Source organism: Bacteriovorax sp. BSW11_IV, assembly GCF_000447755.1.
GTDB lineage: Bacteria > Bdellovibrionota > Bacteriovoracia > Bacteriovoracales > Bacteriovoracaceae > BSW11-IV.
In genome coordinates, this window is sequence record NZ_AUNE01000009.1 from 37,663 (window position 1) to 60,878 (window position 23,216).

Genomic DNA, 23,216 nt, shown 5'->3' on the forward strand with positions numbered 1-23,216 from the left:
GGTCAGATTAAAACTTATAGAAACAAGTCATCATAAGCTTATGGTAAGCTCCTTCGACTTTTTCTTGATTTTCTTGATCTACGTCAAACGGGTTGTGAAGTGTTGCTAGAACACCTACTTTGAATCTTGAATTAAGGTCTAGATCAATACCTGCACCAATGTGGTATCCGAAAACTACCTTTGATTCAGAGTCCGTTAAGACATCCGCTTGAATTCTTCTCATTTTAGGTTGGTAAAAACCAAGTCCAGCTTGAACAAATGGTGAAAATGAATCCATTTGATAAACTTTTCCTTTAATACCAAAGTTGGCACTTGAAAGAGTTACACTTCTTCCTTTGTACTTATGTTTTGAGTAGTGGGCATTGGCGATAAAATCAAAAGAGTAGCTTGCGCTATAACTATAAAAAAGATCCCATGTGATTTTGTCATCACCATTGTCCTCAAAGTCACCTGTTAAAAAAGTTTGGCCAAGACCAATACCAACTGAGTGTACTTTTAGTGCACCTGGAATAGTTCTATTTGGATTTGATTTTACATCATCAACTTCATTTTCAACTTTTTTGGCAGTATCGCTTGAAGTTAGACTTTTAATGGTAGGCTTAGCAAAAGAAACGCCTGCTAGTAAGATTGCAGCAGGCGTTACAATATGCTTTAAAACGAAATTTGCTTTTTTTATCATTTAAAACACTCAACTTTGTTCCAATATTATTTAAAATAATATTAGTTCAAAGTGCTTGGTGTTTCAACAGCAGAGTTCAATTCAGCGTTTAGAGAGAAAGTATTGAATGTATTTGTAGCTTCAGTAGCTTCTGGAGCTTCAACACCTTCAAGAGTTCTGATGTAACCTGTGAAAGTTCCTTCTTCAGAACGGATAACTCTCTTAAGAAGTTCTACATCACCAGCTTTAGTTGATTTTTTCTCTTGATCAAAAAGAAGTTGAATTTGAGTCATGTAAGTAATGTCATTCTTAGTTTTGTTGTCAATTACTTGGATTTCATGACCTTCTCTAATGATTTGTGCAATCTCTTCAAGAGTTACATAACAGCTTTGGTGAGTGTCATAAAGCTTACGGTTTTGGTATCTTTTGATAATTCTTACGTCGTTCATTTCCTTCCCCTATGTCGAAAGATTTTGCCTAAAACGAATTTATATAATTTAAGTTTTTCAACCTAACTTCCCCAGCTGAACTCATAGCATTTGTGTGCAGCGTCGAAAAGTCTTATTGAATATTTTTCAAATACACAAGCAAGCGGGTCCTATTTTATAGAATGTTCCATAATTTCATGGGGTTATCTACACTCCTTTGAGAAGCAAAGAGAGTTTGTTTGGTCCGTTTGTCTGGCGCACCAATGATTAACAGTTTTGAAAATATACTGTCAAGGCGAAATGGAGTCTTTTTTCTTACAGTGCATTATTTGTGGAAAAATTACGTTAAAATCAACTATTTAGCCGTCGCGTTACGAAAAAAACTTTCTTTTGCTGTTCGATGTTAGAATAGAAGGTGAGCAGTGTAGTCGGGTAATTTAGTCCAATCACTAAATTAATTCTAAGTTAAAGTTTCTTTTGCCCGAATAGAGAGATAGGCCATCTTAGGCAAAGGGAATTCGATGCAAATTAAAAAACGAAATCAGTGCAACCTCTTAGTTTTATCTGTCCTTGTGAGTGTGCTTTATAGCTGTGCTCAGATAGAAAAGAAGGAACAAGCTAATGTTGTTGACGAAGTTACAGCGCAAAATACCGAGAGGGCGATTACTGAAAGAATGGATCAGCTTGTGCGCGATGCTACCGCTAAGGGTGAACAGGCCGTTCAATTTCTAGCGAGTGATCTTTTTATCAAGGCCGCAGATGCGGGACTGAGAGGGGATTCTAAGGCCGCGGCCTACATCTTGAAATTTGTTTACGATCTTAAGCCCAATGATTCATATGTTGCCAAGAAATATGCTGTCGAACTTATACGCTCTGGGCAATTGAATGAAGCAAATATCATTCTTGAAAAACTGCACAAAGACCTTCCGAAAGACACCACGATCTCTCTAATTTTAGCTGGTGTTGCTACAGCGCTAGATGATGCGAACTCCGCACAAAAAATTTATAAAGAAATTCTTGTATATGAGCCATCAAATGAAGAAGCATGTGTTTTTCTCTCTAAGTCTCTTGCACTGAGAAAAGAGTATAAAAAGGCCGTTTCACTTTTAAATAAATGTGAAAAAGGTCAGAAAAATGCCATCTTTTCTTATTACAAAGGAAAGATTGCTGTAACGGAAAAGAACTTTCACCAAGCAGCATTATTTTTTAAAGAGGCCCTTAAAATTGATCCAGAGTATTATCAAGCTGTAAACGCTCTAGGTATCTATTATGAAGAAAAAGGTGATTATAAGAAAGTTGATAAACTCTATAGAGACTTTCTAGATAAAAATCCGAGTAGCTATAGTGTCTTAAGCCGCTATGTGAATTTTTTGTTTGACCGTGGAAGAATCACTGAAGTTATTCCGTTCGCTGAAAGACTTTCAAGTGTCGATCCGAGTGACTTGAATCTAAAGGTCAGACTTGGAGTTCTTTATACAGATGTGAAGAAATATGATGAGGCCATTGGAGTATTTAAAGAAATCCTAGACGCAGTACCAAACTCAGATAAAGTACTTTATTACTTAGGATCGCTTTACCAACAAACAGGTAAGTATGAATCCGCAGTAGAGTTTTTCAATAAAATTGAATCTTCAAGCCCATTATTTGTTGAAAGTAGCCTTCAAGTTGCCCATATCTTAAATATCTTAGCAATGAAGGATCATCATGTAGGCAGTCAAGTTAGCTTTAATAGACTACAAGATTATGTAAAAGAAAGATCAAAGGAAAAATCAGAACTAAATGTTGAAATGAATTTAGTTCTTGCAGGTTTTTATGAGAACGTAAGCAAGCTTGATAAGGCGATAGCTACGGTAGAAGCAGTTCGTGGTAAAGAGCAATATAGTGAAGGCCACGATTATTATCTTGCTGCGCTTTATGAAAAGAATAATCAATTCTTAAAAGCACGTTCAGTCATTGAAAGTGTATTGAGTGTTAATCCAAACAATCCACACGCACTTAACTTTTTAGGATACTCATTGTTAGAGCGTGGTATTGAGTTGGACAAAGCATTTGCTTATATTTCAAAAGCTGTTGAATTGAAGCCGGACGATGGTTACATTCGTGACTCTCTTGGTTGGTACTACTTTAAGACTGGAAATTTGAAAAAAGCTTATAGTGAAATCAAAAAAGCTAAAGAGCTTGTTAAAGATGATCCAGTGATCACGAAACACCTTGCCATGGTGTATAAAGAAATGAAAAACTATGCAAAGGCGAAATCACTTTACGTTGAGGCATTGAAGATTTGCAAAGAAGATTCAGAAAAAGCAGAAGTTATCAAGGAATTAGAAGTTCTCGAAACAATGAGAATGCCTGCTTCCGTACGTTAATTCTCTCAGCATTTTTTGCTCTAACGTTAATATCTTGTACAACTAATCCATTGAAAAAGCCCCTCTCAACACAAGAGGGGCTTTCATATTTTTGCCCTGAACAAGAAGGTAAAGGCCGTGTGACTTACAATAAAAGCACGCAGCTTTTCTCGTATGAGACATACTTTCTAGAAGAGAAAAAAAGCTGGGGCATGAGTGTTTACTTTCCACTACATGGTGAAGAGGACATTGAAATATCTCTAGAAAATTCAAATGCAGTAAAAGGGAGTTTTATAAATTCCATGGCCGGCTCTGGCAGGAAACAAAAAAGAGAGGCCGCTTTCTTTTTACAAAACCTATCATATGTAATGCGCGCCATTAATAATGCGAATAAATATTGTGATACTATAAATGGCGTTGGGCAGTGTGTTGTTGAGAAGGCCGTTTTTGACTATGTGCAAGATGATAAGAAAATTAGTTTAACAAGAATTTTAGGTGATAAGAGTCTAGTTTTAGATATGGCGCAGCTAAAAGACGGCAAATCTTATAAAACAACCATAAAATATCTAGCCATGCAGAGCGAAAAAACTCCTATTATTTCCTTAGAACTTTTTACATCCAATTGTCTTTAAGGTAATATTTCGCGATGTTTCCGAACCATTCTCAATAACAGTAGAAAAATAATGGGAATTTTTATATAGAATTCGAACTTGTCATTAGTGGACTTAACAATCGAGGAAAGAATTATGGGTAAACTAAAAGTTTTTGGTAAGCTGACGTTGGTAGCATCGATGCTAGTATCGTTTGCGGCTTGTACTAAAAAGCAAAATTTAGATGAGAAAGTTCTCAATCTAGTTGTTGCTTCTGAAGTTAAAGGTATGGATCCAATTTACGCTAACGATCTTTATTCAAGTAATGAAGTTGCTCGCGTTTATGAAGGTCTACTAGAGTATGAATATCTGAAAAGACCATATACTCTTGCTCCAAATCTTGCTGAAAGTATGCCTGAAGTATCTGCTGATGGTTTGACTTACACATTCAAAATCAAAGCTGGAGTTTTCTTTCAAGACGATAAGGCCTTCCCAAACGGAAAAGGTCGTGAGCTTGTTGCAGAAGATTTCGTTTATTCAATCAAAAGACTTGCTGATCCAAAACTTCAAGGTCTTGGATGGTGGATGATCGATGGTAAAATTGCTGGTTTAAATGAATGGCGTGATAAGTATTCTAAAGAAGACGTTGTTGATTATAGTGAAACTATTGAAGGTTTAAAGGCCCTTGATCGTTATACTCTTCAATTCAAACTTTCTAAGCCATTTCCACAATTCTTATACTCTTTAGCTATGCCATTTACATTTGCAGTTGCTAAAGAAGTAGTAGAGTTTTATGGAAAAGAGTTTTTGAATCACCCTGTGGGAACAGGTCCATTTGTTCTTCCTGTGTTTACACAAGAAAAAAGACTTACTTATACAAAGAACCCAACATTCAGAAAGAAAACTTTCCCATCTGAGCACTCTGAAGAATTTGCTTCAATTGCAAAAGAAAACGCAGGAAAAGATCTTCCACTTGTTGAAAAGCTAGTAGTTAATATTATGAAAGAAGATCAACCGAGATGGTTGAACTTCCAAAAAGGGAATTTAGATTTTATTTCAATTCCTAAAGATAACTTTGATTCAGCTGTAACTCCTGACAATGGTCTTGCTGATACACTTGCTAAAAAAGGAATCTCACTTCTTATTAGTCCACAACTTGACGTAACTTATGTTGCTTTCAATCACGATATGGACCTGTTCAAGAATAAGAAACTTAGACAAGCGATGGCCCTTGCTTACGATAGCAAGACATCAAATAAGCTTTTCTATAACAACACTGCGATGTCGGCACAATCAATCGTTCCTCCAGGAATCGCTGGTAACATGCCAAACTATGTTTCGCCATTTAGAGAAAGAGATCTAGAAAAAGCAAAGTCACTTCTTGCTGAAGCTGGATTTGCTGATGGTAAAGGTCTTCCAGAAATCACTTACGACTGTCCAAACTCAACAGTTTCTCGTCAGCAAGGTGAGTTCTTCATGAAGAACATGGCAGATATCGGTATTAAGGTAAAAGTTATCCAAAATACTTGGCCAGAACTTCAAAAGAAAATTGATAAGAGACAAGTTCAGATGTGGGGGATTGCATGGGGAGCAGATTATCCAGATGCAGAAAACTTCCTACAACTTCTTTATGGACCAAATAGATCACCAGGTGCTAACGGTTCAGGATTCAACAATCCACAATTCAATGAATTGTTTAAGAAAGCATCTTTAATGCAAGATACTCCTGAAAGAACTGCGATCTATGAAAAACTAAATAGAATGGCCTCTGAAGAAGTACCTATTATTTACGGTGTTCATAGACAAAAATACACAATGAAGCACGGATGGTTAAAGAACTACGTTTCTACAGACTTCGATGCTGGTCAAGCTATGTACCTTGACGTAGATCTAACTAAAAAAGCTGAGGACCTAGATAAACTCTAGGACCTCGGTCTCTTATACACTCACTAAAGGTGAAAAATTGTGAATACTTGGTTATACGTTCTTAGAAAATTAATTTACACGATCCCAGTTTTACTTGGGGTGTGTTTTCTTATCTTTTTGCTGTTTAATGTTTTCTCGCCAGATCCAGCGAGTATCATTCTTGGTAAACATGCGACTGTAAAACAAATTGAAGAAGTTCGTAATGAACTTGGGCTTAATAAGCCATACTTTCTTCAATATCTCGATATCGTGAAGTCTGCCTTCACATTCGATTTCGGTCGTTCATGGCAAACTAAGCAAGATATTTGGGATATGATGAAGCAAGGTGCAGTACCTTCAATGACGTTAACAATTCCTGGATTCATGATCTCAACAGTGTTTGCAATTATTATCTCTCTTGTCGTTTCTTTCTATCGTGGAAAGCTTCTAGATAAGGGGACAGTAATTCTTTGTGTTGCTTTAATGAGTATCCCATCACTTGCTTATATCCTTTTTGGACAATGGTTCTTTGCTTATAAGATGAGTTGGTTTGAAATTTCTGGTTATGAATCAGGGTTTCCATATTTCATTCCTTATATCATTCTACCTGTTCTTATTTGGGTATTCTTAACAATTGGTCCTGACGTACGTTTCTTTAGAACAATCATGCTAGATGAAATTTACCAAGACTATGTAAGAACAGCTCGTGCTAAAGGATTGAGTGAAACGACAATTCTTTTCAAACACGTTCTTAAAAATGCGATGATTCCAATCATCACATACGTTATTATTCAGCTTCCATTCCTTATTCTAGGGGCTCTACTATTGGAGAGTTTCTTCTCGATTCCAGGACTTGGAGGGATCACGATCTCTGCAGTTTACGCTTCGGATCTTCCCGTCATCAAGGCCATGACAGTTTTAACGGCCGTAGCTTATATTATCTTCTCGATCATTACAGATGTTCTCTACACTGTTGTTGATCCACGAGTAAGCTTGAAGTAAGGAGAATCAAATGTCTGTAGCTGTAGCTGAAAAATTAGTTTCGAAAGAAAGTCATAGTCAGTCGAAGTCACTATGGAATCACGCTTGGGAAAGCTTGGTAAGTGACAAAATCGCACTTATTTCTATGGTTATTGTTTCTATTTATGCAATTGTTGCCATTCTAACTGTTACTGGCGTAATCGCTGCTGATTGGTCTCAAGAAGTTGGTGCTTCATATGAAGCTCCAAGTGCCGCTCATATTTTTGGTACTGATATCTTTGGCCGCTCTGTTCTTTTAAAAACAATTAAAGGAACTGAAGTTGCAATGTCTGTTGGATTTGTAACTGCTATTGTCGCTGTTGTAATTGGTGTTGCCCTTGGTGGTGTTGCTGGTTACTTTGGTGGAAAAGTGGATGACTTCATTGTTTGGTTCTATACAATGTTCTCATCAATTCCAAATATCATGCTTCTTGTTGCGATTACTTTCATCATGGGACGTGGTTTGGTTGCCGTTTATATGGCGCTAGGTCTTACGACTTGGGTAAACCTTTGTCGTCTTATCCGTGCTGAAGTTATTCGTCACAAAGAAAGAGAGTATGTTCAGGCAGCGACTGCTATTGGTGGTGGACACTCGAGAAAAATGATCAAGCATATTCTTCCAAATGTGTTTCATATTGTAATCATCCAGTTTTCATTACTTTTCCAAACGGCCATTAAATCTGAAGTAATTCTTTCTTATTTAGGTCTTGGAGTACAGGGAAGACCAAGCTGGGGAACAATGATCGACGATGCAAAGCTTGAGCTTGCTAGAGGTGTTTGGTGGCAGTTGGCCGCAGCTTCGCTTGCAATGTTTGTTGTCGTTCTTGCCTTTAACTTGCTAGGAGACGCTCTTAGAGATGCGCTTGATCCGAAGCTTAAAGGAAAATCTTAATTTATAAAGGACCCATTCGGGTCCTTTTTTTTGTCTGTACTCGTAAATAGTAAAGTTTTTTTGTCGGGAATAAAGTGTTTCACGGTAATAGATTTTACTCATATCGAAATAAAAATAATCGTAAATATGCCGATAAGTTTTGTGGAGCAATAATCTTGGAAGGAAAGAGTATTGAACAAAATTGAAAGATTGGAAGATTTAGAGAACTTTCTAATATCTCCAGTGAATATTTATTGGCTTAAAAAAAGTGGCAAGCAAGTCTGCGTTCTCCCTGTTGGTGGAGTTGTCGATTTATCATCTTTAAAAAAATATCCAGAAATAAAAATAGAGTCTTTCTTCGATGTGGCCTTGTACGAAAATTTCCTTCAATTGTTCCAAGAATTTAATAATGCTCATTTTGAAAAAGAAAGAATTGAAACTTATTCGAAGTTTATATCTCTCATTAGCAATGATTACTGGTACGGGAAAAACGATGTCAGTCTTCTTCCAATGGTGATGGCCTGTGTTGAGACTTTCTTCGATAAAGGCAATTCATTTCCAGTAAATTTAAAATTTAAAAGTGAAATTATTTTTCAACGCTCACTTCTTTTGGGAACGATGAATGTCGTCTATTCAATTCTCATAGGGCATCTCTCATATTCCTTCATGAAAGAGGCCTTCAATCTTGCTCTTTATTATGAACACGAACTTGTGACGAATCATTTGAATACAAATTTCATTCAAGAATTAGAGGCGGGAATAGCTGGAAAGTATCCTGCAGAGTTTGTGGAAAAGGTAGTTAAAGATAAAGTTATTGATGTCTTTTCTTTTCCATTCTTTTCTACACTTTTGAAAAAACACTATGAAAAAATTGATGGAAGTGGAGCAACTGGAATTAATGGTGATGAAATGAATGATACTGAAAGACTATATTGTAGTCTTCATCACTCATTAAAAATAAGAACACCAAGTTATGACTATGATGATGGACGTGGTTATCTTATGGGGCTTGTTGGCCATATGAAATTAGATAAAAAATTAGAAATGACTATTTATAGTAACTTTAATCTTCAGACTGCAGTAGGAGCATAATCATATTGAATGAGCAAAAGATACAGCACATTCACTTAGATTTTGAACAGGAAGCGCCAGAGGTTCTTTTAGGGCTATTGCAAGAGCTGTCATTGGAAATTGTTTCTCTCGAAAGCGCCCAAGTTATTATTACTGATAAAACTTTAGATATAGATGACAAACAAGTACTTTGTTTAAGTGATACTATTCAAAGGGATGATGTCTTTAAGAAGAAAAATCACTCATTAATGTCGCCAGCTCTATTAAACTACTCAATGGGTGTAATACTTTTAAAAAGATATCTTGGAGTGTCCAGTAGCTTGAGTCTTGATAGAGCAGGAATTGGCGGCGATGTCAAAAACTTCACGTTTAAACTCAGTGATTCAAAATCATTTGGTCATTATACTGATGTCCTCGCTAGTGAAGCAATTCATAATGAATTTAATTCTTTTAAGTTAAGAAATTACTTCTTTAAACAAATTGAATGCATTGAAATTTTAAAAAATGCTTCTATCGCCATGTATCCGCTAGAAGTTGATTTTATGTCGAGTAATGAACTCTTTATAATTCAATCCCATATTACTATTCAAAATATGGATACTACAGATATTAGAAACGACAAAAGAATCGGAACGATTTTCAATGAGATGATGAATCTCTCTAATGTCTTAGATGTTTACACATTGGAAAGTGGAAGTAAGTTAGTCTTTTGTTCAATCTGGTTAAAAGATGAAATGGCGCCATCTTTTTTCATGAGTCAATTTAAAGATTTTAATAAGCTTGAGTATCAAAGATCTGTTGGAACAAATTCAAGTGAGTTGAAATTTGTTCCTACTGAAAATACTTCTGAAAATGTCTTTGGATTTGAGAACGAAAAAATAAGTACGGCAAGAATTGGGGAAAAAGTAAAACTTGATCGAGTTGCAGAATTTATTCGCGGGAAAAAGAGTGATGAAGAACTCGATATCATGAGAGTGAAAGGATATCTTGAAGAATACCCAGCGCTTCAAAAAGTAAAATCGTTATCAGATGATGATTTAAACGAAGTTATTGCTTTCGTTAATTCGGGCAAAGACTCAATGTTAGCTTCTGAAGATGAAATTCAAAAAATACCGGCCAATGAGGTCTTAGATGACTTTGTTCAAAAAATAAAAGGTCTCTCGCATGATGAGGCCGATGAGATTATTCGCGTCCGAGGTTCTGTCGAAAAACCAGACCTTTCCCAAAAAATAAGAGCTTGGCTTGCTCCTGAAGAAAGCGATGTCGTTATAAAAAATTCTGCTGATGTTATCAAAGAAGATGTTTGGCGAATTAAAAAAGATGATATTGTAAAAGAAATTATTGATAAAAAGTCCCTTTTTGAAGGTAAGTCACTAAGTGAGGCCAAGGAAGGAATATCAGATATCATTTCTTTAAATTTTGATATTCCAAAAAGTGAGTCGAATGCACTTGTTAAAGACTTATTAAGTTTAACTTGTGAAGAATATCGACAATCTCACCATGACGAAAGAACTTCAGCTTTTGACAATAGTGGATACAATCCAAATCTACTAAAGTTAGAGAACGATAAATTAAAATCAGAAATTGAAAATCGCAATAAACAAATTAAACGCATGCGCAATCTTGTAGACAGTATGAGGCGAAAAATTGAGGCCGGAACTATCGCTTCAGGTATCGCTAAAGAGATTGGTGCTGATAAAACTGTAAATCAACCTTTGCCAAATGAAGTTAGAGTATTGGCCGAAGAAGTGAAGAAGAAAGATTCACATATAGAGTCATTAAAGCAAAGCATGTCTCAACTGAATGAAAACTATGATGAGAAGGTAAAGTTCTTAGAGGAGCAAGTTTCTGAATTAACTTCGAAACTTAAAAAATCTGTTGGAGATGGTAATCAAGCTCAAAATGAGAGCAGTGACCTTTCATTAAAATTGAAACTTACTGAAGAAAGATATGAAGTTCTTAACCAAAAATATGAGACCGTTAAAATCCAAGATAAAGAGTATTCTGAACAGATTAACGAACTTCGAAATGAGATTCGTGAAAAAGATCAAAATATATCTGCTCTTGCAGGTAAGCTTGAAGAATTAAATAAGACTTCCCCACAAGAAATGGAGAAGGCCAATAATGAAATGATTGAAAAATTGAAGGCCAGTGATGAAGAAAATAAGGCCCTTGAGCTTAAGTATAAACAGATTGAACAGAAGAATAAGTTCTTAAATGGTAAGTTAAAGGATCTTGAGAAAAAGCTTCAACGCGCCCAAGGAGGAGGCCCTGCTTCTGGTGGTGGACAGTCCAATACTGCTCTAAAGCAGATGGAGACAAAGCACGATCGTATGAAGCAAATGTACGATAAGGTTAATACTGACCTTGCCGATAGAAAGAAAGAGCTCCATAAGCTCAAAACAGAGTCTAATGCGATGAAATTGCGTATAACAGAGCTTGAAAGAAAGTTAAGTAAGTATGAAAAGAACGCTGCCTAAATAAAATTTGATATGCTGTTTTTTTTAATTTTTTTTCTTGCAATTCCATCTCTAATCAATTAAAAATGATCCCACGCTAAACACTTCACACAGTATATGCCCAGGTGGTGAAATTGGTAGACACGCTAGACTTAGGATCTAGTGCTCGCGCGTGGAGGTTCGAGTCCTCTCCTGGGCACCATAAAAAAGCCAGACTTTATAGTCTGGCTTTTTTGTTTTCAGGCCCTTCTTTTTTAATCATTCATTTTCAAATTAACTTTCAATTGAGATTCTGTGAATTTTACAGAGTTCATAAAAATTTATTGAGATTTAAAATGTATTAGGCTTAGTTAGATACTTACATTAATGAGTGGGCGATATTTTATTTGAACTAAAATATGGAAAGGAGTAGGTATGAGGAAGTCACTTTTGAGCGTTTCAATGCTTGCATTTATTTGTATCAGTAATGTTAATGCCTTTGTATGTGACCAGTTTGTTTTTGAAGCAAAAGCTAGTGGAATTGAGTTTGGTTTAAACGATTCTGCGATTGACGTTCTTTCATCTCTTGCTAGTTTAAAACATGAAGTCCTTATGCAAGATGTAGATAATGGCTCACTTTCACATTCAGAAGCTCAAGCTCAATTTCAAGAAGAGGTTTTAGTTAGAGAATGTGCTCAGTTTTACGGAAATACTAAATTTTCAGATTTATAATATTGGCTAGGGCCCATTTCTTGTGAGAGGTGGGTTTATCTTTTGGCGTGGCAATCCTGCCACTGTTTCGATCCATTCATATTTTCAAATTATTGACGATGCCTGTGGCACATTTGTATTTTTCGCAAACACAAACCTACAGGAGAATTAAATGATGAAGTCTTTACTCGTTTCACTCGTTCTTTTAACAAGTGTTAACACTATGGCGTATGACCTATGTTTACCAATGGCAGAGGAGACGTGTGAAATTTTAAATGGTCATTACGAGCCAGAATATGAAACTTGTTGTATCGCCAAATCATCTAAATCAATTAAAAAATCAGTTGAAGCTGAGTACTGTGAAGTGTCTGTTGACCCACATAAGTGTGTGTTAAATGGTGGACATCAGATCGATCTTCTTTGCTGTTACGGCATCTAGTCTATAGATTCTATAGGGCCCGTGGACTTGAATCGGGCCTTGGACTAAATAAACGATTCACAACACAGGAGAAAGAATATGAAAAATTTATTAAAAGTGTCAGTATTCATCGTACTTGGCCTAACTTTGGTTCAAACCATCGCAACAACTTTGAAGCCATCTGTTACAGTTTCTTCAAATAACGACGGTGGAACAAAAGGAAACGGGAGCGTTTAATAATGAGCGCTCACGTTGATTCAAATATTGAGTATATTCAAATTATCAAAAGTGAATTTGAGGAAAGAAAAACAAAGAATCCTGCATATTCACTGAGAGCATTTGCGAAAAATCTCAGTATTGATCCATCAAGCTTATCATCTATTTTGGCCAATAAAAGAGCATTACCTTTAAGTAAGGCCGATAGTTTTATTGTTAAACTCAAGCTTGATACAGACAAAAGCCAGGCGTTTATGAGATCTCTTCTAAGTCATGTGACAAAGAAGACTCATAATATCGTTTTAGAGAAGGCCCATACTATTGAAGGGGAAGACTACTTTGATATCATTTCAGAGTGGGAGTACTTTGCTGTTCTTAGTTTAACAAATCTTTCTGATTTTGAGCCTTCTGCGAATTGGATATCGAATAGATTAGGAATTTCTCTTGAAAGAGGTTCAGAAGTTTTTAATCGCTTAGTCACTCTAAATCTTCTGGAGCATGATGGTTCTCGCTATCGTCCAGTTTATTCAAATATTAAAACATCAGAAGATGTTGCAAGTACTGCTTTGAAGAAAGCTCATCTTGAAGAGATGGATCTTATCAAAGATAAAATCATTAACGAAACAGTTGATAGAAGACACATTTCTTCTCTAACTATTTCTGTGAAAAAAGAGAGTTTTGAGAAAGCTAAAACTCTTATTAGAAATTTTAGAAAAGAAATGGAAGCTTGCTTAGAAACAGAGAGTAACGCTGAAGAAGTTTATCAACTCGCTATCCAGTACTATCCACTTACAAAATAAGACTAAGGTGAATATTTTTTTAAGTTTTTCTTGAAAAAGTTCACCTTTTCTTGAATGACTTCTGGATATTTCCCAAAATATGGTGATTGAGGATATCCAATCCCATCAATATAAAGAGCGGTGTCTCCACACGCTGATTTATTATTCATTACAATTCTTTGATATAAATCTTGTCCCTCGAAGTTTGCATACTTGGAAAATAGAAATTGTAGCAATTGTCGGTGAGATGCTGGTTTAAAACCCCATGCTAAACAGTTGCTCGAGCTTGTGAACATAAGCATAATTCCAATATTTGTGAATTGAAGAGTTTTTTCAAGTTGATGTTCAGAGACATCCTTCAAGACCACATTAGAAAATGAGTCATTACGTGTATATAAAAAGCGATTTACAAGCTCAAGCGTAACTTGGGCCTTGGATGTATCATCATTTGGCATTTTCAACCATCCACCTTTCATATTACTCAATGAACTACTTGAATCATGAAGATGATAAAACATCTCTAAAAGAAGTTCAGTGAATAAAGGATGAAAATCAGAAATGGCCCCAAGCCCATATGTCATAGTAAAGCTGGTAGACTTAAAGAATGAATTCATTTGCGTAATCAAAGAAGTAATTTTCTTCTTAGTATTTCTTGGAAGTGATCGAGAATAAAAATCTTTGATAAAATTATTAGACTTAGAAGTCTGAACAATTTCATGAGCCATTTTGTTAAACTCTAAAATGATATCCCAGTCTGCTGCTGCTAAAATTTCCTCGTCTGAAAGTGTGATATCTTGAACAGAGGAGTTTAGAATTTTACTGTGCCACTGTGTTTTATTTTTTGCAATATGAACTGTTGATTCAATATTGAGGTCAATTGCTGAAGCAGGAACATCAAAGTTCTCTGATAGAGATTCTTTAACTGAATTAGGAAACATTCTATGGCAGTAATTGTCCTCAAAAAATGTTTTTCTCATATATCCTGAAAATTCAGAATGAGTTGAACAATAGGCCTTCATTTCTGTACTAAGGCCAAGTGAGGCCTTAGTAGAAAATCCTAGAATGGTGACAAGTAAAATCATTTTAAACATATATTATCCCTCGCAAGACATGTGCCACTCTACTTTGAAAAAAGAAGGCCCGTTTCAACAAGTCATTACAAAAATGAACCGATTTATAGTCTGAAATCAATAGGATAGGTCTTCTACATCTGAAATGGTGATGTCTAAATATTTAACATCTGTAAAAATGAAGATATTCAATAGCCAACTTTGTGAGTATCATCGCGCCATAAAGCCAGAGGTGCCGTAAAAAGCTCAAAAGGGAATTCCGTGTGAATCGGAAGCTGTCCCGCAGCGGTATGTGGAACGAAACCCGCAAGACACTGATCATTGAGATTGGGAAGTTGGGGAGTAGGTGGAAAAAATGAGTAAAGCTTTAAAAGTTTTGAAGTGTGAGACGGCCGAGCCGCCCACGAATTGCAGGCGCTATCGCTACTGCAATGGTGACGGTAAAGCTGTTGTCATAAAGTTTTGAAGTGTGAGACGGCCGAGCCGCCCACGTATTGCAGGCGCTATCGCTACTGCAATGGTGACGGTAAAGCTGTTGTCATAAAGTTTTGAAGTGTGAGACGGCCGAGCCGCCCACGTATTGCAGGCGCTATCGCTACTGCAATTCGTGACGGTAAAGCGGCCGTCAAAATGCTTTGCATTTTGTCCGCGCCGCAAGCCCGAAGACCTGCCTCTGGTAGAATATTAATCAAGCACCTTCGAGGTAAAGGAGTTTCCCATGTCTTTAGAGGCACAAATTGAAAAATCGAGAACGGTAATTACTAAGGCCGTTTTCCCTAACACAACAAACCATTACGATACTCTCTATGGTGGTCAGGCCTTAAATTGGATGGATGAAGTCGCTTTCATCACGGCCACAAGATTTTCTCGTCAAAAAATGGTGACAGTTTCATCAGACTCAGTAAGCTTTAAAAAACCAATTCCTGCTGGAACAATTATAGAACTTGTTGGGAAGGTTTCACATGTGGGAACGACAAGTTTGAAAATCTCTGTCGAAATGTTTGTTGAGAATATGTATTCACACGAAAGAGATCTTGCCGTTAAAGGGGCGTTCACTTTCGTGGCCATTGATGAAAATAAAAATCCTGAAAAATTAAAAATCGATTAATATGATTTTTATCTGGGTTTTTGTGTTCTTTCTCAGTTAAAATAAACCAAGTTATTTTAAGGAGAGAATATGAAAATCCAGATTTTGGCATTTCTTGCGTTTTTGTCAGTATCAAATTTTTCAATGGCCATGACTGGGCCAGAAGCCAAAACGACGAAAGAGGTGATGAATAAAGCACTTGGTTCGTTTGTAAATTTACAACCATTTATTCATGACCCAAATAAGTTCTATGATAAAAAACATGATGAATATATCAATGTTCAACTTCAGAATATTATCGATGTATTTAAATCAGGTTCTCACAATGCGAAATTAAATGCACCGGGTTTCAAACCTTCATTTGAAACAATTAGCTCATATTTAATCGCAACAAAAGAAGCATTTAATTCTCCTCATAAAGGTTTTGCCCACAACAGACTTCAGGCCTTAAGTGGTCTTTGTATGAGTTGTCACACTCAACTTGATAGTCAAAACTCTTCTCGTTTTTCTGTTTCTTTAAAAGCGGTGAGACGCGATTCATTCCAAAGTGATTTTGAATATGCAGAATTCTTATTTCTACTAAGAGACTTCACTTCTAGTGCTCGTTATTACGAGAGAGTGCTTGCTGAAGTTAAGGCCATTGATTTGAAAAAGAAAATGGCGACACCAATAAACTTTGAAACATACAAAAAAGCATTACAAAGACTAGTGACTATCAATATAAAAATTAGTTACAAGCCAGAGCAGGCACTTGCTTATATTGATAAGTATGCAAGCGATAGGCTTTTACCACCACTTGTGCGTGATGATTTCACTTCATGGAAGGCGCAGATTAAAGATCTACAAAAAGTATATACACCTTGGAATGTCTCAAATGCAGAAGAGCTTTTAAGATTTGAAAAAAAATATCTTAATGGTTTAGACGAAGAAGGACTTGGAAGTGGTGCTGAAGATATGAAACTTCTTGCCATGTCAGGTGTGTTAACTAAGTTTTTAAACTTTAGACCAAATTCAAAAGAAGCACCTCACGCACTCTACTGGTTAGGAATTGCGGAGGAGAGATTGCACTTTAATTTCTTTTACTCTCTTGGTGAGCTTTACCTTAAAGAGTGTGTGGAGCGCTATCCGAAACACCCATACGCCAAGAAGTGCTTTAAGAAATATGAAGAAATTATAGTTAGTGGTTTCTCGGGATCGGCCGGTACTGACATACCGAGTGATGAACAAAAAGAGTTGAGTCGTCTTAAGTCCCTAATTTCCCAATAGCCCATCAATAAATAAACCCTCACGATGTGAGGGTTTTTTTATAAATATTTCAAAACCCCTAGTAAATTCATATGGAACAGCGTATTAAGTACTAAGAAATTCGAAACATTGACTAGGATTAAATTTATTATGGAACAAACGATCTCATTTTCAGATTTTCCTCTGAAAGAAACTTTATTAACTGCTATCGAAGATCGTGGATTTACGACACCAACTGAAATTCAGGCCGCAGCTGTACCAATGCTTGCGTTAAACGACGTTGACTTCGTCGGCCAGGCCCAAACGGGTACTGGTAAAACGGCCGCTTTTTCTCTTCCTCTTTTAAATAAGATTGACGTTGAAAATAAAAATATTCAGGCCATTGTCTTAAGTCCTACTAGGGAATTGGCCAACCAAATTTGTGAAGAAATGAGAAAGTTCTCAGTTCACGCACGCGTTCGTATCACTTCTGTTTATGGTGGTACTTCAATTGATGGACAAATCCGTACGATCAAAAAACAAAGACCACAAGTTATTATCGGAACACCTGGGCGTGTTCTCGATTTAATTAGCAGAAAGGTTCTTGATCTTAACAACGCTAAAATTGCTGTACTAGATGAAGCAGATGAAATGCTAGACATGGGTTTCATCGATGACGTTAAGACAATTCTTTCTAATGTAACTTGTGAGCAAAAGAACACTTGGATGTTCTCTGCGACGATGCCTCCTGCAATTTTAGATCTAATTAAAAATTATCTAAAAGAACCAGAAGTAATCAAGATCAAAAAGAGTACATTAAGTAATGAGAACATTACTCAAAAGTATTATGTAGTTGGCTATAGAGATATGAATGAAGCGGTATGTAGAATTCTTGATTCTCTTGAAGACTACTACGGTATCATTTTCTGTAGAACAAAAATTGATGCTAAGAATCTTACTGATGAACTAAACATGAGAGGATTCCCAACTGACTCACTTCACGGAGATATGGATCAAAGACACCGTGATATGACGATGAAGAAATTCAAAGAAAAAACAGTTAAGCTTCTTGTTTGTACAGATGTTGCAGCAAGAGGTATTGACGTAGATCACCTTACTCACGTTATTAACTACGGTCTACCACAAGACCTAGAGAGTTATGTTCACCGTATTGGTAGAACAGGACGCGCGGGACAAAAAGGTGTGGCAATGTCTATTGTTGAGCCAAGTGAGCTTTATAAATTAAGACAAGTTGAAAGAATGACTAAGGCACAAATCTTCGCTGAGAAGATTCCTAACGTTGAACTAATTAAAGATGCTATAGTAAGAAGATCACTATCTAAATTCGAAGAGGTTCTTGAGAATCTTGAAGGAAATGACACTGTTGATAAATCATTTGACGTGTTTAAAGATGAGTTTGATCACTTAGATACTGAGCAAATTTTAAAAGTTATGTACACATACATTTTCAAAGATAGTATGCAAAAACTTGACGAAAAACCAAACATTGATGCTCGTATGAAAGAGCGTGGTCAACGAAATGAAAGATCAGGTTCAATGGGTGGAGAAAGAAGAGGTGCAGTTGAGCCTCTTCGCGATCATGTTCGCTTCTTTGTAAATATCGGTAGAAATGACGGCGTAACTCTTAAGGGTCTACTAGGTCAAATCTCTACAAATATGAGAATCGAAGAAAGAAAGATCAGAAACGTAAGTTTAAAAGAAAGATTTTCATTCATTGAAGTTCCAACTCATTATCAAGATCAATTTCTTAACTCTAGAAATATGTTCGTAAATAATAGAGAAGTTCGTTTCGAAGTTACTAAAAACGGAGAGCAAGACTTCGGTGGTGGACATGGTGGAAGACCTCGTTCAGGTGGAGGCCGTGGAGGTCGCTCATTTGGAAACGGTGGCGGTGGTAGAAGAAGCGGTGGCGATTTCCATGGAAATGGTCAAGGCAGAAAACCACGCTCTGGATTTAGAGGCGGAAGTAGAGACTAATAAAATATGAAGGTCTACGATCATATTATAGTAGGTGCAGGGGCAGCAGGTCTTATGGCCACTGCCCTTTTGTCGCAGAAGGGTGCAACTGTACTTCTACTAGAGCAAAATAAATCTGTTGGTCGTAAGATTCTTATCTCAGGTGGTGGAAAGTGTAATTTTACAAACACTGATGCCACCCCTTCGAATTACAAATCATCAAATCAGCATTTTTCAAAATCATCACTGGCAAGATATAGCCCGTGGGATTTTATTGATCTTGTTCTTAAGCATGACATTCCATATTACGAGAAAAAACTCGGTCAATTATTCTGTGAAAAATCAGCAAAGGATATTGTCGAGATGCTTGTTAAAGAGTGTCGCAGTAGTGGAAAGGCAACGATTAAAACTGGAATCAAAGTGAATGGTATTGATAAGGAAGAGCAATTCCTTGTTAGTACAACTGCAGGTGATTTCTACGCTCACAATGTCGTCATTGCCACTGGCGGATTATCAATACCATCGCTTGGAGCGAATGACTTTGGATATAAAATTGCTAAGAAGTTTGGGCATCGACTCATTGAAACAAGACCAGCTCTTGTGCCTTTTACCTTAGATGAAAGAACACTTCCAGAGTTCGCGGAGCTATCAGGTGTTTCACTAGAGGCCAAGATTAGTTGTAATAATACTGTATTTGATGAAAATATTCTTTTTACTCATAAGGGACTAAGTGGCCCAGGGATTTTACAGATTTCACTTCACTGGCACCCTGGAGATGAAGTAACAATTAATTTGTTACCTCAATTAAATCTTTCAGAAGAATTTCAGCGCTTAAAAAAGAGAAATGGAAATATTACGGTTGAGTCTTTTTTAAGAAAGCATCTCCCTGATCGCCTTGTGAAAAAATGGCTAGACATCAATCTACAAGACCCAAGTATCTATATTGCAAATTTAACAAACGTAGAGCTTGAATCGCTTGCGAAATCACTTAACGCATGGACATTTATCCCCAAAGGGACTGAAGGCTATAGAAAGGCCGAGGTTACGGCTGGAGGTGTTTCTTGTGATCAAGTTTCTTCTAAAACAATGGAGAGCCAAATCGTAAGTGGTTTGTACTTTATTGGAGAAGTTTTAGATGTGACGGGATGGTTGGGTGGATTCAATTTTCAATGGGCGTGGGCATCGGCCCACGCTGTAGCTCAAAACTATTCTAAATAGATAAAGATATTCGGTCTTTCAACTTGAAGTTTATCACTTTCTCGTTTTTCGATTTCTTCGAAAATCTTTTCTCTAATATTAAAAATTCCGGCCTTCGCTTTAGTGATAGAAAGACGAATCATTTTTTGATTATCGAAATATTTAATCGTTCCACTCATCTTAACAGTAACTCTAAGTCCAGTATCTAGTGACATTGTAAGATTGAAATTTCCATTTTTAATTTCCATGGAAATATTATCAATTGAAGTTACTTTTTCTGCCTCAATTTCAAGTGTGTCTTCAAGTAAGCTTATTAGTTCACTTTTGTTTTTGTTATTAATGCGCACTCTTTTAATCGATGAGTTCGAATTCGCTAAACAATCTTCTAGAAAGAAAAAGAGATCTTGTTCCAGAGGAGGTCTAACTGTCGTTTTACATTGTATTCTTGCATTTGTGATTTCAAGATCAGATTCAGTTGATGAACCACTTAAATAAGGTAAATTTCCTTCAATTTTCGAATTCGAAGTGGCCACAGAAAAATTCGATACATTAAAACGACTAAAGTCTTTAAATACACCTTTCTCATCTCTGATGACAATTTCCTCTCCATTTATATCAAAAATCATGTCTTGATTTGAGTAGAGCATATTGAAGTCTTGCTGATCAAAATAGCTATATTTATCGAAGATAAATTTATCAAAGCTTCCTTGACCATTATCGTCTTTATAGTTGAGTGTTAGATTTTTTACATCAATTTGATTTGACCATGATTGGACAGTTATTGATAATAGAAACAATACAAGAACTAGTGGCTTCATTCGTGCCTCCTTAATTTTGAAAATGCAGGGTCTAATCTCTCTACGTTAAATTGAGAAATGACTTGATGGTTTTTCGGTTAAGGTGCAATTAGGGCAGGATTTACCGTTAATGATTTAAGGAAGAAAGTTGAAAAAAAAGTTAAAGAATATAATTTTCACAGGCGGAGGAAGTGGGGGGCATGTTATCCCTGGGCTTTCAATCATAGCTGAATTGAAAAGAAGAGATTCAAATTATAATTTCATTTATATTGGTGGAAAAAAGAGTATTGAGTCACAGATCGTACCATCAAAAGTTAATCTCTATCTTCCAATTTCTACAGGAAAACTGAGAAGATACTTATCTGTTGAAAATTTCAAAGATATGTTTCGTATTTTCAAAGGTCTCTTCGATTCTCTGGGGATTCTTATTAAATATAGCTCTAAAGAGACAGTCATTTTTTCTACTGGCGGATTTGTTTCCGTCCCCGTAGTCATTGCCTCATGGTTAACGAGAAAACAAGTATTCATCCATGAGCAAACGACAAGAATGGGGCTCGCTAACAAAATTTGCTCATATTTTGCAAAAAAAGTTTTCGTATCATTCGAGGAGTCTCTTCAGTTCGTATCTCATAATGCAATCTATTCAGGCTATCCTGTTCGTAGTGAATGTTTTGATTCGACAATACGTCATCAGAAGTTTGGTCATTTTGATTTAACAAATTTGGACGCTCCACTGCTTTTTATTACTGGTGGAGGAAATGGATCAAAGCTTGTTAATGATAAGGTTAAGGGCGAGCTAGATAATCTTAAAAAAGATTTTGTAATTATTCATCAAGTTGGAAAAGACTTTGAAGAAGAGTATCGTAAATTTAATGATGAAAGGTATTATGCTAGCGCTTTTGTCGGTGAAGAGATGATTGATCTTTTTAAAAGTGCGAAAGTGGTATTGTCTAGGGCCGGAGCTGGGACAGTGTGTGAGTTGATGGCCCTGAAGAAAGCATCAATCTATGTACCACTAAAAATAGCTCAAAAAAATGAACAGTATCATAATGCTATGGCCGCGAATCGCGCCTGTGGATCAATCGTATTAACAGAAGATGAGTTTAAAACTTGTGACTTAGTTTCAGTTATTCGCGATTTTTCACAGGTAAATAGTGGCGATAAAGGTTTTGAAGGAGTGAAAGACGGGCTTTCATTTCTTGCTGATCAGATCGAACAAGCTATTCAATAAGAACTGATAAAATGTCCATTCTCGATAAATAGCCAATCAAATGCCCTTCGTTATCTATAACAGGGCATTGTTTGATCTTCTTCTTGTAGAATTGAACAATTACATCTTTCAGGCTATCTGTTTCCTTCACACAGAACACACGTTCATGAAATTTACATACTGACTTTGAAGTGACTCCAGCTGCTGCCTGGATGATTAAGTCGTGTTGGGTAACAATTCCAATAACTTTTAATTTAGAATCACAAACAGCAAGACATGATTGATGATGAACTTTTAATGTTTCGATAACATTTTGTAGAGTGAAACCTTTTTGCATATGAATAAGTGTGTGATTCATAAAGCTTCCAACCTTACGAAAACGCAGATGATCGTCATTGGCCTTGGAGATTAAATTATCTAAGCGATCATTCATAACTCCTCCTCAAAAAAAAAGGCCCTCTTTATAGAGGGCCTTTCATTAGATTCTTAAAATATAACCACGTGACTTAATCGTTTTAATATATTGAGAGAAAGGTTTTAATTTCTTTCTCAAATTTGACAGATGAGTATCGATATTCTGGTTTTGTACGTGAACGTTTGGCCATACAAGATTTGTAATATATTCTCTTGAAAAAATCTTGTTTGGATTTCTTGCAAGCAGATGAATAATTTTAAACTCGATTGGTGTGAGTTGAACCTTCTTCTCACCAATTTCTGCCATTTGAACTTCTGTATGAAGTGAAAACTCAGGGTACTTGATAACAGCAGTATCTTTCTTCTTACCTTTTTTACTATTGATCTTATTTCTTACACGAGCAACCAACTCTTTTAAAGAAACTGGTTTAACGATAAAGTCTTCTGCACCAAGATTTAGACCTTCAACTACCGCTTCTTCTGAAGGATCTCCCGTTAAGAAAATAACTGGTAGATTTGGATGAGTATCTTTAAACTTGTTATAGAGTTCGAATCCGTTAACGTTTGGCATATGAAGATCGAGTAGAACTAAATCAGTTTTTGATGTGTTTAAAAACCCAAGTAGCTCTAGAGGATTTTGAATAAGCTCAAGATCAAATTCATTTTCTAATAATTCTTTATAGCTCATGAGATTATTATAAACGTCATCAACTATTGTTACATGATACCCATCTTCTTTTCTAAACTGTTGCATACGTACCTCTGGTTCTTTAGGTTGGGACTCTAAGTA

Annotated in this window: 22 protein-coding genes, 1 tRNA gene and 1 riboswitch; of the genes, 17 read left to right on the forward strand and 6 right to left on the reverse strand. The window is 36.2% G+C overall.

What is annotated here, in order from left to right; all coding sequences use genetic code 11:
* Positions 1-7 precede the first annotated feature (7 nt).
* Entirely contained in the window at positions 8-679 is a 672-nt protein-coding gene (locus tag M899_RS02590; RefSeq protein WP_021269907.1) for an outer membrane beta-barrel protein, read from the reverse strand.
* Positions 680-720: 41 nt separating this feature from the next.
* Positions 721-1,107 (reverse strand): polyhydroxyalkanoate synthesis regulator DNA-binding domain-containing protein, encoded by a 387-nt coding sequence (locus tag M899_RS02595; protein WP_021269877.1) that lies wholly within the window; start codon positions 1,105-1,107, stop codon positions 721-723.
* 500 nt (positions 1,108-1,607) lie between these two features.
* Here M899_RS02595 and M899_RS02600 point away from each other — a divergent pair, with 500 nt between their 5' ends.
* From M899_RS02600 to M899_RS02650, 12 genes are all read left to right on the forward strand, one after another.
* A complete protein-coding gene (locus M899_RS02600; RefSeq protein WP_021269880.1) occupies positions 1,608-3,452 on the forward strand; it encodes a tetratricopeptide repeat protein in 1,845 nt (614 codons plus the stop codon).
* 50 nt (positions 3,453-3,502) lie between these two features.
* On the forward strand, positions 3,503-4,063 hold the full coding sequence (locus tag M899_RS02605) for a hypothetical protein (protein ID WP_155897047.1): 561 nt from the start codon (positions 3,503-3,505) through the stop codon (positions 4,061-4,063).
* A 114-nt stretch (positions 4,064-4,177) separates the two neighbouring features.
* On the forward strand, positions 4,178-5,947 hold the full coding sequence (locus M899_RS02610) for an ABC transporter substrate-binding protein (protein WP_021269923.1): 1,770 nt from the start codon (positions 4,178-4,180) through the stop codon (positions 5,945-5,947).
* A gap of 39 nt (positions 5,948-5,986) precedes the next feature.
* The gene (locus tag M899_RS02615) at positions 5,987-6,928 is read left to right on the forward strand and encodes an ABC transporter permease (protein ID WP_021269853.1); all 942 of its coding nucleotides are present in this window, start codon (positions 5,987-5,989) and stop codon (positions 6,926-6,928) included.
* A 10-nt stretch (positions 6,929-6,938) separates the two neighbouring features.
* Positions 6,939-7,838 carry an ABC transporter permease gene (locus M899_RS02620; RefSeq protein WP_021269849.1) on the forward strand — a complete coding sequence of 300 codons (900 nt, stop codon included), beginning with the start codon at positions 6,939-6,941 and terminating at the stop codon, positions 7,836-7,838.
* Positions 7,839-8,009: 171 nt separating this feature from the next.
* A complete protein-coding gene (locus M899_RS02625) occupies positions 8,010-8,909 on the forward strand; it encodes a hypothetical protein (RefSeq protein WP_021269905.1) in 900 nt (299 codons plus the stop codon).
* 5 nt (positions 8,910-8,914) lie between these two features.
* Positions 8,915-11,368 carry a hypothetical protein gene (locus M899_RS02630; RefSeq protein WP_021269916.1) on the forward strand — a complete coding sequence of 818 codons (2,454 nt, stop codon included), beginning with the start codon at positions 8,915-8,917 and terminating at the stop codon, positions 11,366-11,368.
* Between the two features lie 98 nt (positions 11,369-11,466).
* Positions 11,467-11,549: transfer RNA gene (locus M899_RS02635), tRNA-Leu, on the forward strand.
* A 212-nt stretch (positions 11,550-11,761) separates the two neighbouring features.
* Positions 11,762-12,058: a hypothetical protein gene (locus M899_RS02640; protein WP_021269858.1), complete on the forward strand. Its 297-nt coding sequence runs from the start codon at positions 11,762-11,764 to the stop codon at positions 12,056-12,058.
* Positions 12,059-12,209: 151 nt separating this feature from the next.
* Complete coding sequence (locus tag M899_RS02645) at positions 12,210-12,476, forward strand: hypothetical protein (protein WP_021269914.1); 267 nt, start codon at positions 12,210-12,212, stop codon at positions 12,474-12,476.
* Between the two features lie 78 nt (positions 12,477-12,554).
* On the forward strand, positions 12,555-12,692 hold the full coding sequence (locus tag M899_RS18300; protein WP_021269901.1) for a hypothetical protein: 138 nt from the start codon (positions 12,555-12,557) through the stop codon (positions 12,690-12,692).
* A gap of 2 nt (positions 12,693-12,694) precedes the next feature.
* Complete coding sequence (locus M899_RS02650) at positions 12,695-13,471, forward strand: DUF4423 domain-containing protein (RefSeq protein WP_021269860.1); 777 nt, start codon at positions 12,695-12,697, stop codon at positions 13,469-13,471.
* A 2-nt stretch (positions 13,472-13,473) separates the two neighbouring features.
* On the opposite strand, the gene M899_RS02655 is transcribed toward M899_RS02650, so the two are convergent.
* Positions 13,474-14,541 carry a hypothetical protein gene (locus tag M899_RS02655; protein ID WP_021269859.1) on the reverse strand — a complete coding sequence of 356 codons (1,068 nt, stop codon included), beginning with the start codon at positions 14,539-14,541 and terminating at the stop codon, positions 13,474-13,476.
* Positions 14,542-14,733: 192 nt separating this feature from the next.
* Positions 14,734-15,210: riboswitch (cobalamin riboswitch) on the forward strand.
* A 28-nt stretch (positions 15,211-15,238) separates the two neighbouring features.
* Here M899_RS02655 and M899_RS02660 point away from each other — a divergent pair.
* The 4 genes from M899_RS02660 to M899_RS02675 all read left to right on the forward strand — a co-directional run bounded on the left by M899_RS02660 (position 15,239) and on the right by M899_RS02675 (position 20,026).
* The gene (locus tag M899_RS02660; RefSeq protein WP_021269884.1) at positions 15,239-15,628 is read left to right on the forward strand and encodes an acyl-CoA thioesterase; all 390 of its coding nucleotides are present in this window, start codon (positions 15,239-15,241) and stop codon (positions 15,626-15,628) included.
* 69 nt (positions 15,629-15,697) lie between these two features.
* Positions 15,698-16,873: a tetratricopeptide repeat protein gene (locus M899_RS02665; RefSeq protein WP_021269898.1), complete on the forward strand. Its 1,176-nt coding sequence runs from the start codon at positions 15,698-15,700 to the stop codon at positions 16,871-16,873.
* A gap of 129 nt (positions 16,874-17,002) precedes the next feature.
* A complete protein-coding gene (locus tag M899_RS02670) occupies positions 17,003-18,829 on the forward strand; it encodes a DEAD/DEAH box helicase (protein WP_021269824.1) in 1,827 nt (608 codons plus the stop codon).
* Between the two features lie 6 nt (positions 18,830-18,835).
* The gene (locus M899_RS02675) at positions 18,836-20,026 is read left to right on the forward strand and encodes an NAD(P)/FAD-dependent oxidoreductase (RefSeq protein ID WP_021269822.1); all 1,191 of its coding nucleotides are present in this window, start codon (positions 18,836-18,838) and stop codon (positions 20,024-20,026) included.
* On the opposite strand, the gene M899_RS02680 is transcribed toward M899_RS02675, so the two are convergent.
* Positions 20,014-20,823: a hypothetical protein gene (locus tag M899_RS02680; RefSeq protein ID WP_021269816.1), complete on the reverse strand. Its 810-nt coding sequence runs from the start codon at positions 20,821-20,823 to the stop codon at positions 20,014-20,016. The two genes, M899_RS02675 and M899_RS02680, sit on opposite strands and share 13 nt — an antisense overlap.
* A gap of 127 nt (positions 20,824-20,950) precedes the next feature.
* On the opposite strand from M899_RS02680, the gene M899_RS02685 reads away from it, so the two are divergent.
* A complete protein-coding gene (locus tag M899_RS02685; protein WP_021269894.1) occupies positions 20,951-22,033 on the forward strand; it encodes a UDP-N-acetylglucosamine--N-acetylmuramyl-(pentapeptide) pyrophosphoryl-undecaprenol N-acetylglucosamine transferase in 1,083 nt (360 codons plus the stop codon).
* Here M899_RS02685 and M899_RS02690 read toward each other — a convergent pair.
* Positions 22,023-22,445 carry a CBS domain-containing protein gene (locus M899_RS02690; protein WP_021269825.1) on the reverse strand — a complete coding sequence of 141 codons (423 nt, stop codon included), beginning with the start codon at positions 22,443-22,445 and terminating at the stop codon, positions 22,023-22,025. The two genes, M899_RS02685 and M899_RS02690, sit on opposite strands and share 11 nt — an antisense overlap.
* A 45-nt stretch (positions 22,446-22,490) precedes the next feature.
* Positions 22,491-23,180, reverse strand: a complete 690-nt coding sequence (locus M899_RS02695; protein WP_021269887.1) for a response regulator transcription factor — start codon at positions 23,178-23,180, stop codon at positions 22,491-22,493.
* Positions 23,181-23,216: the final 36 nt, after the last annotated feature.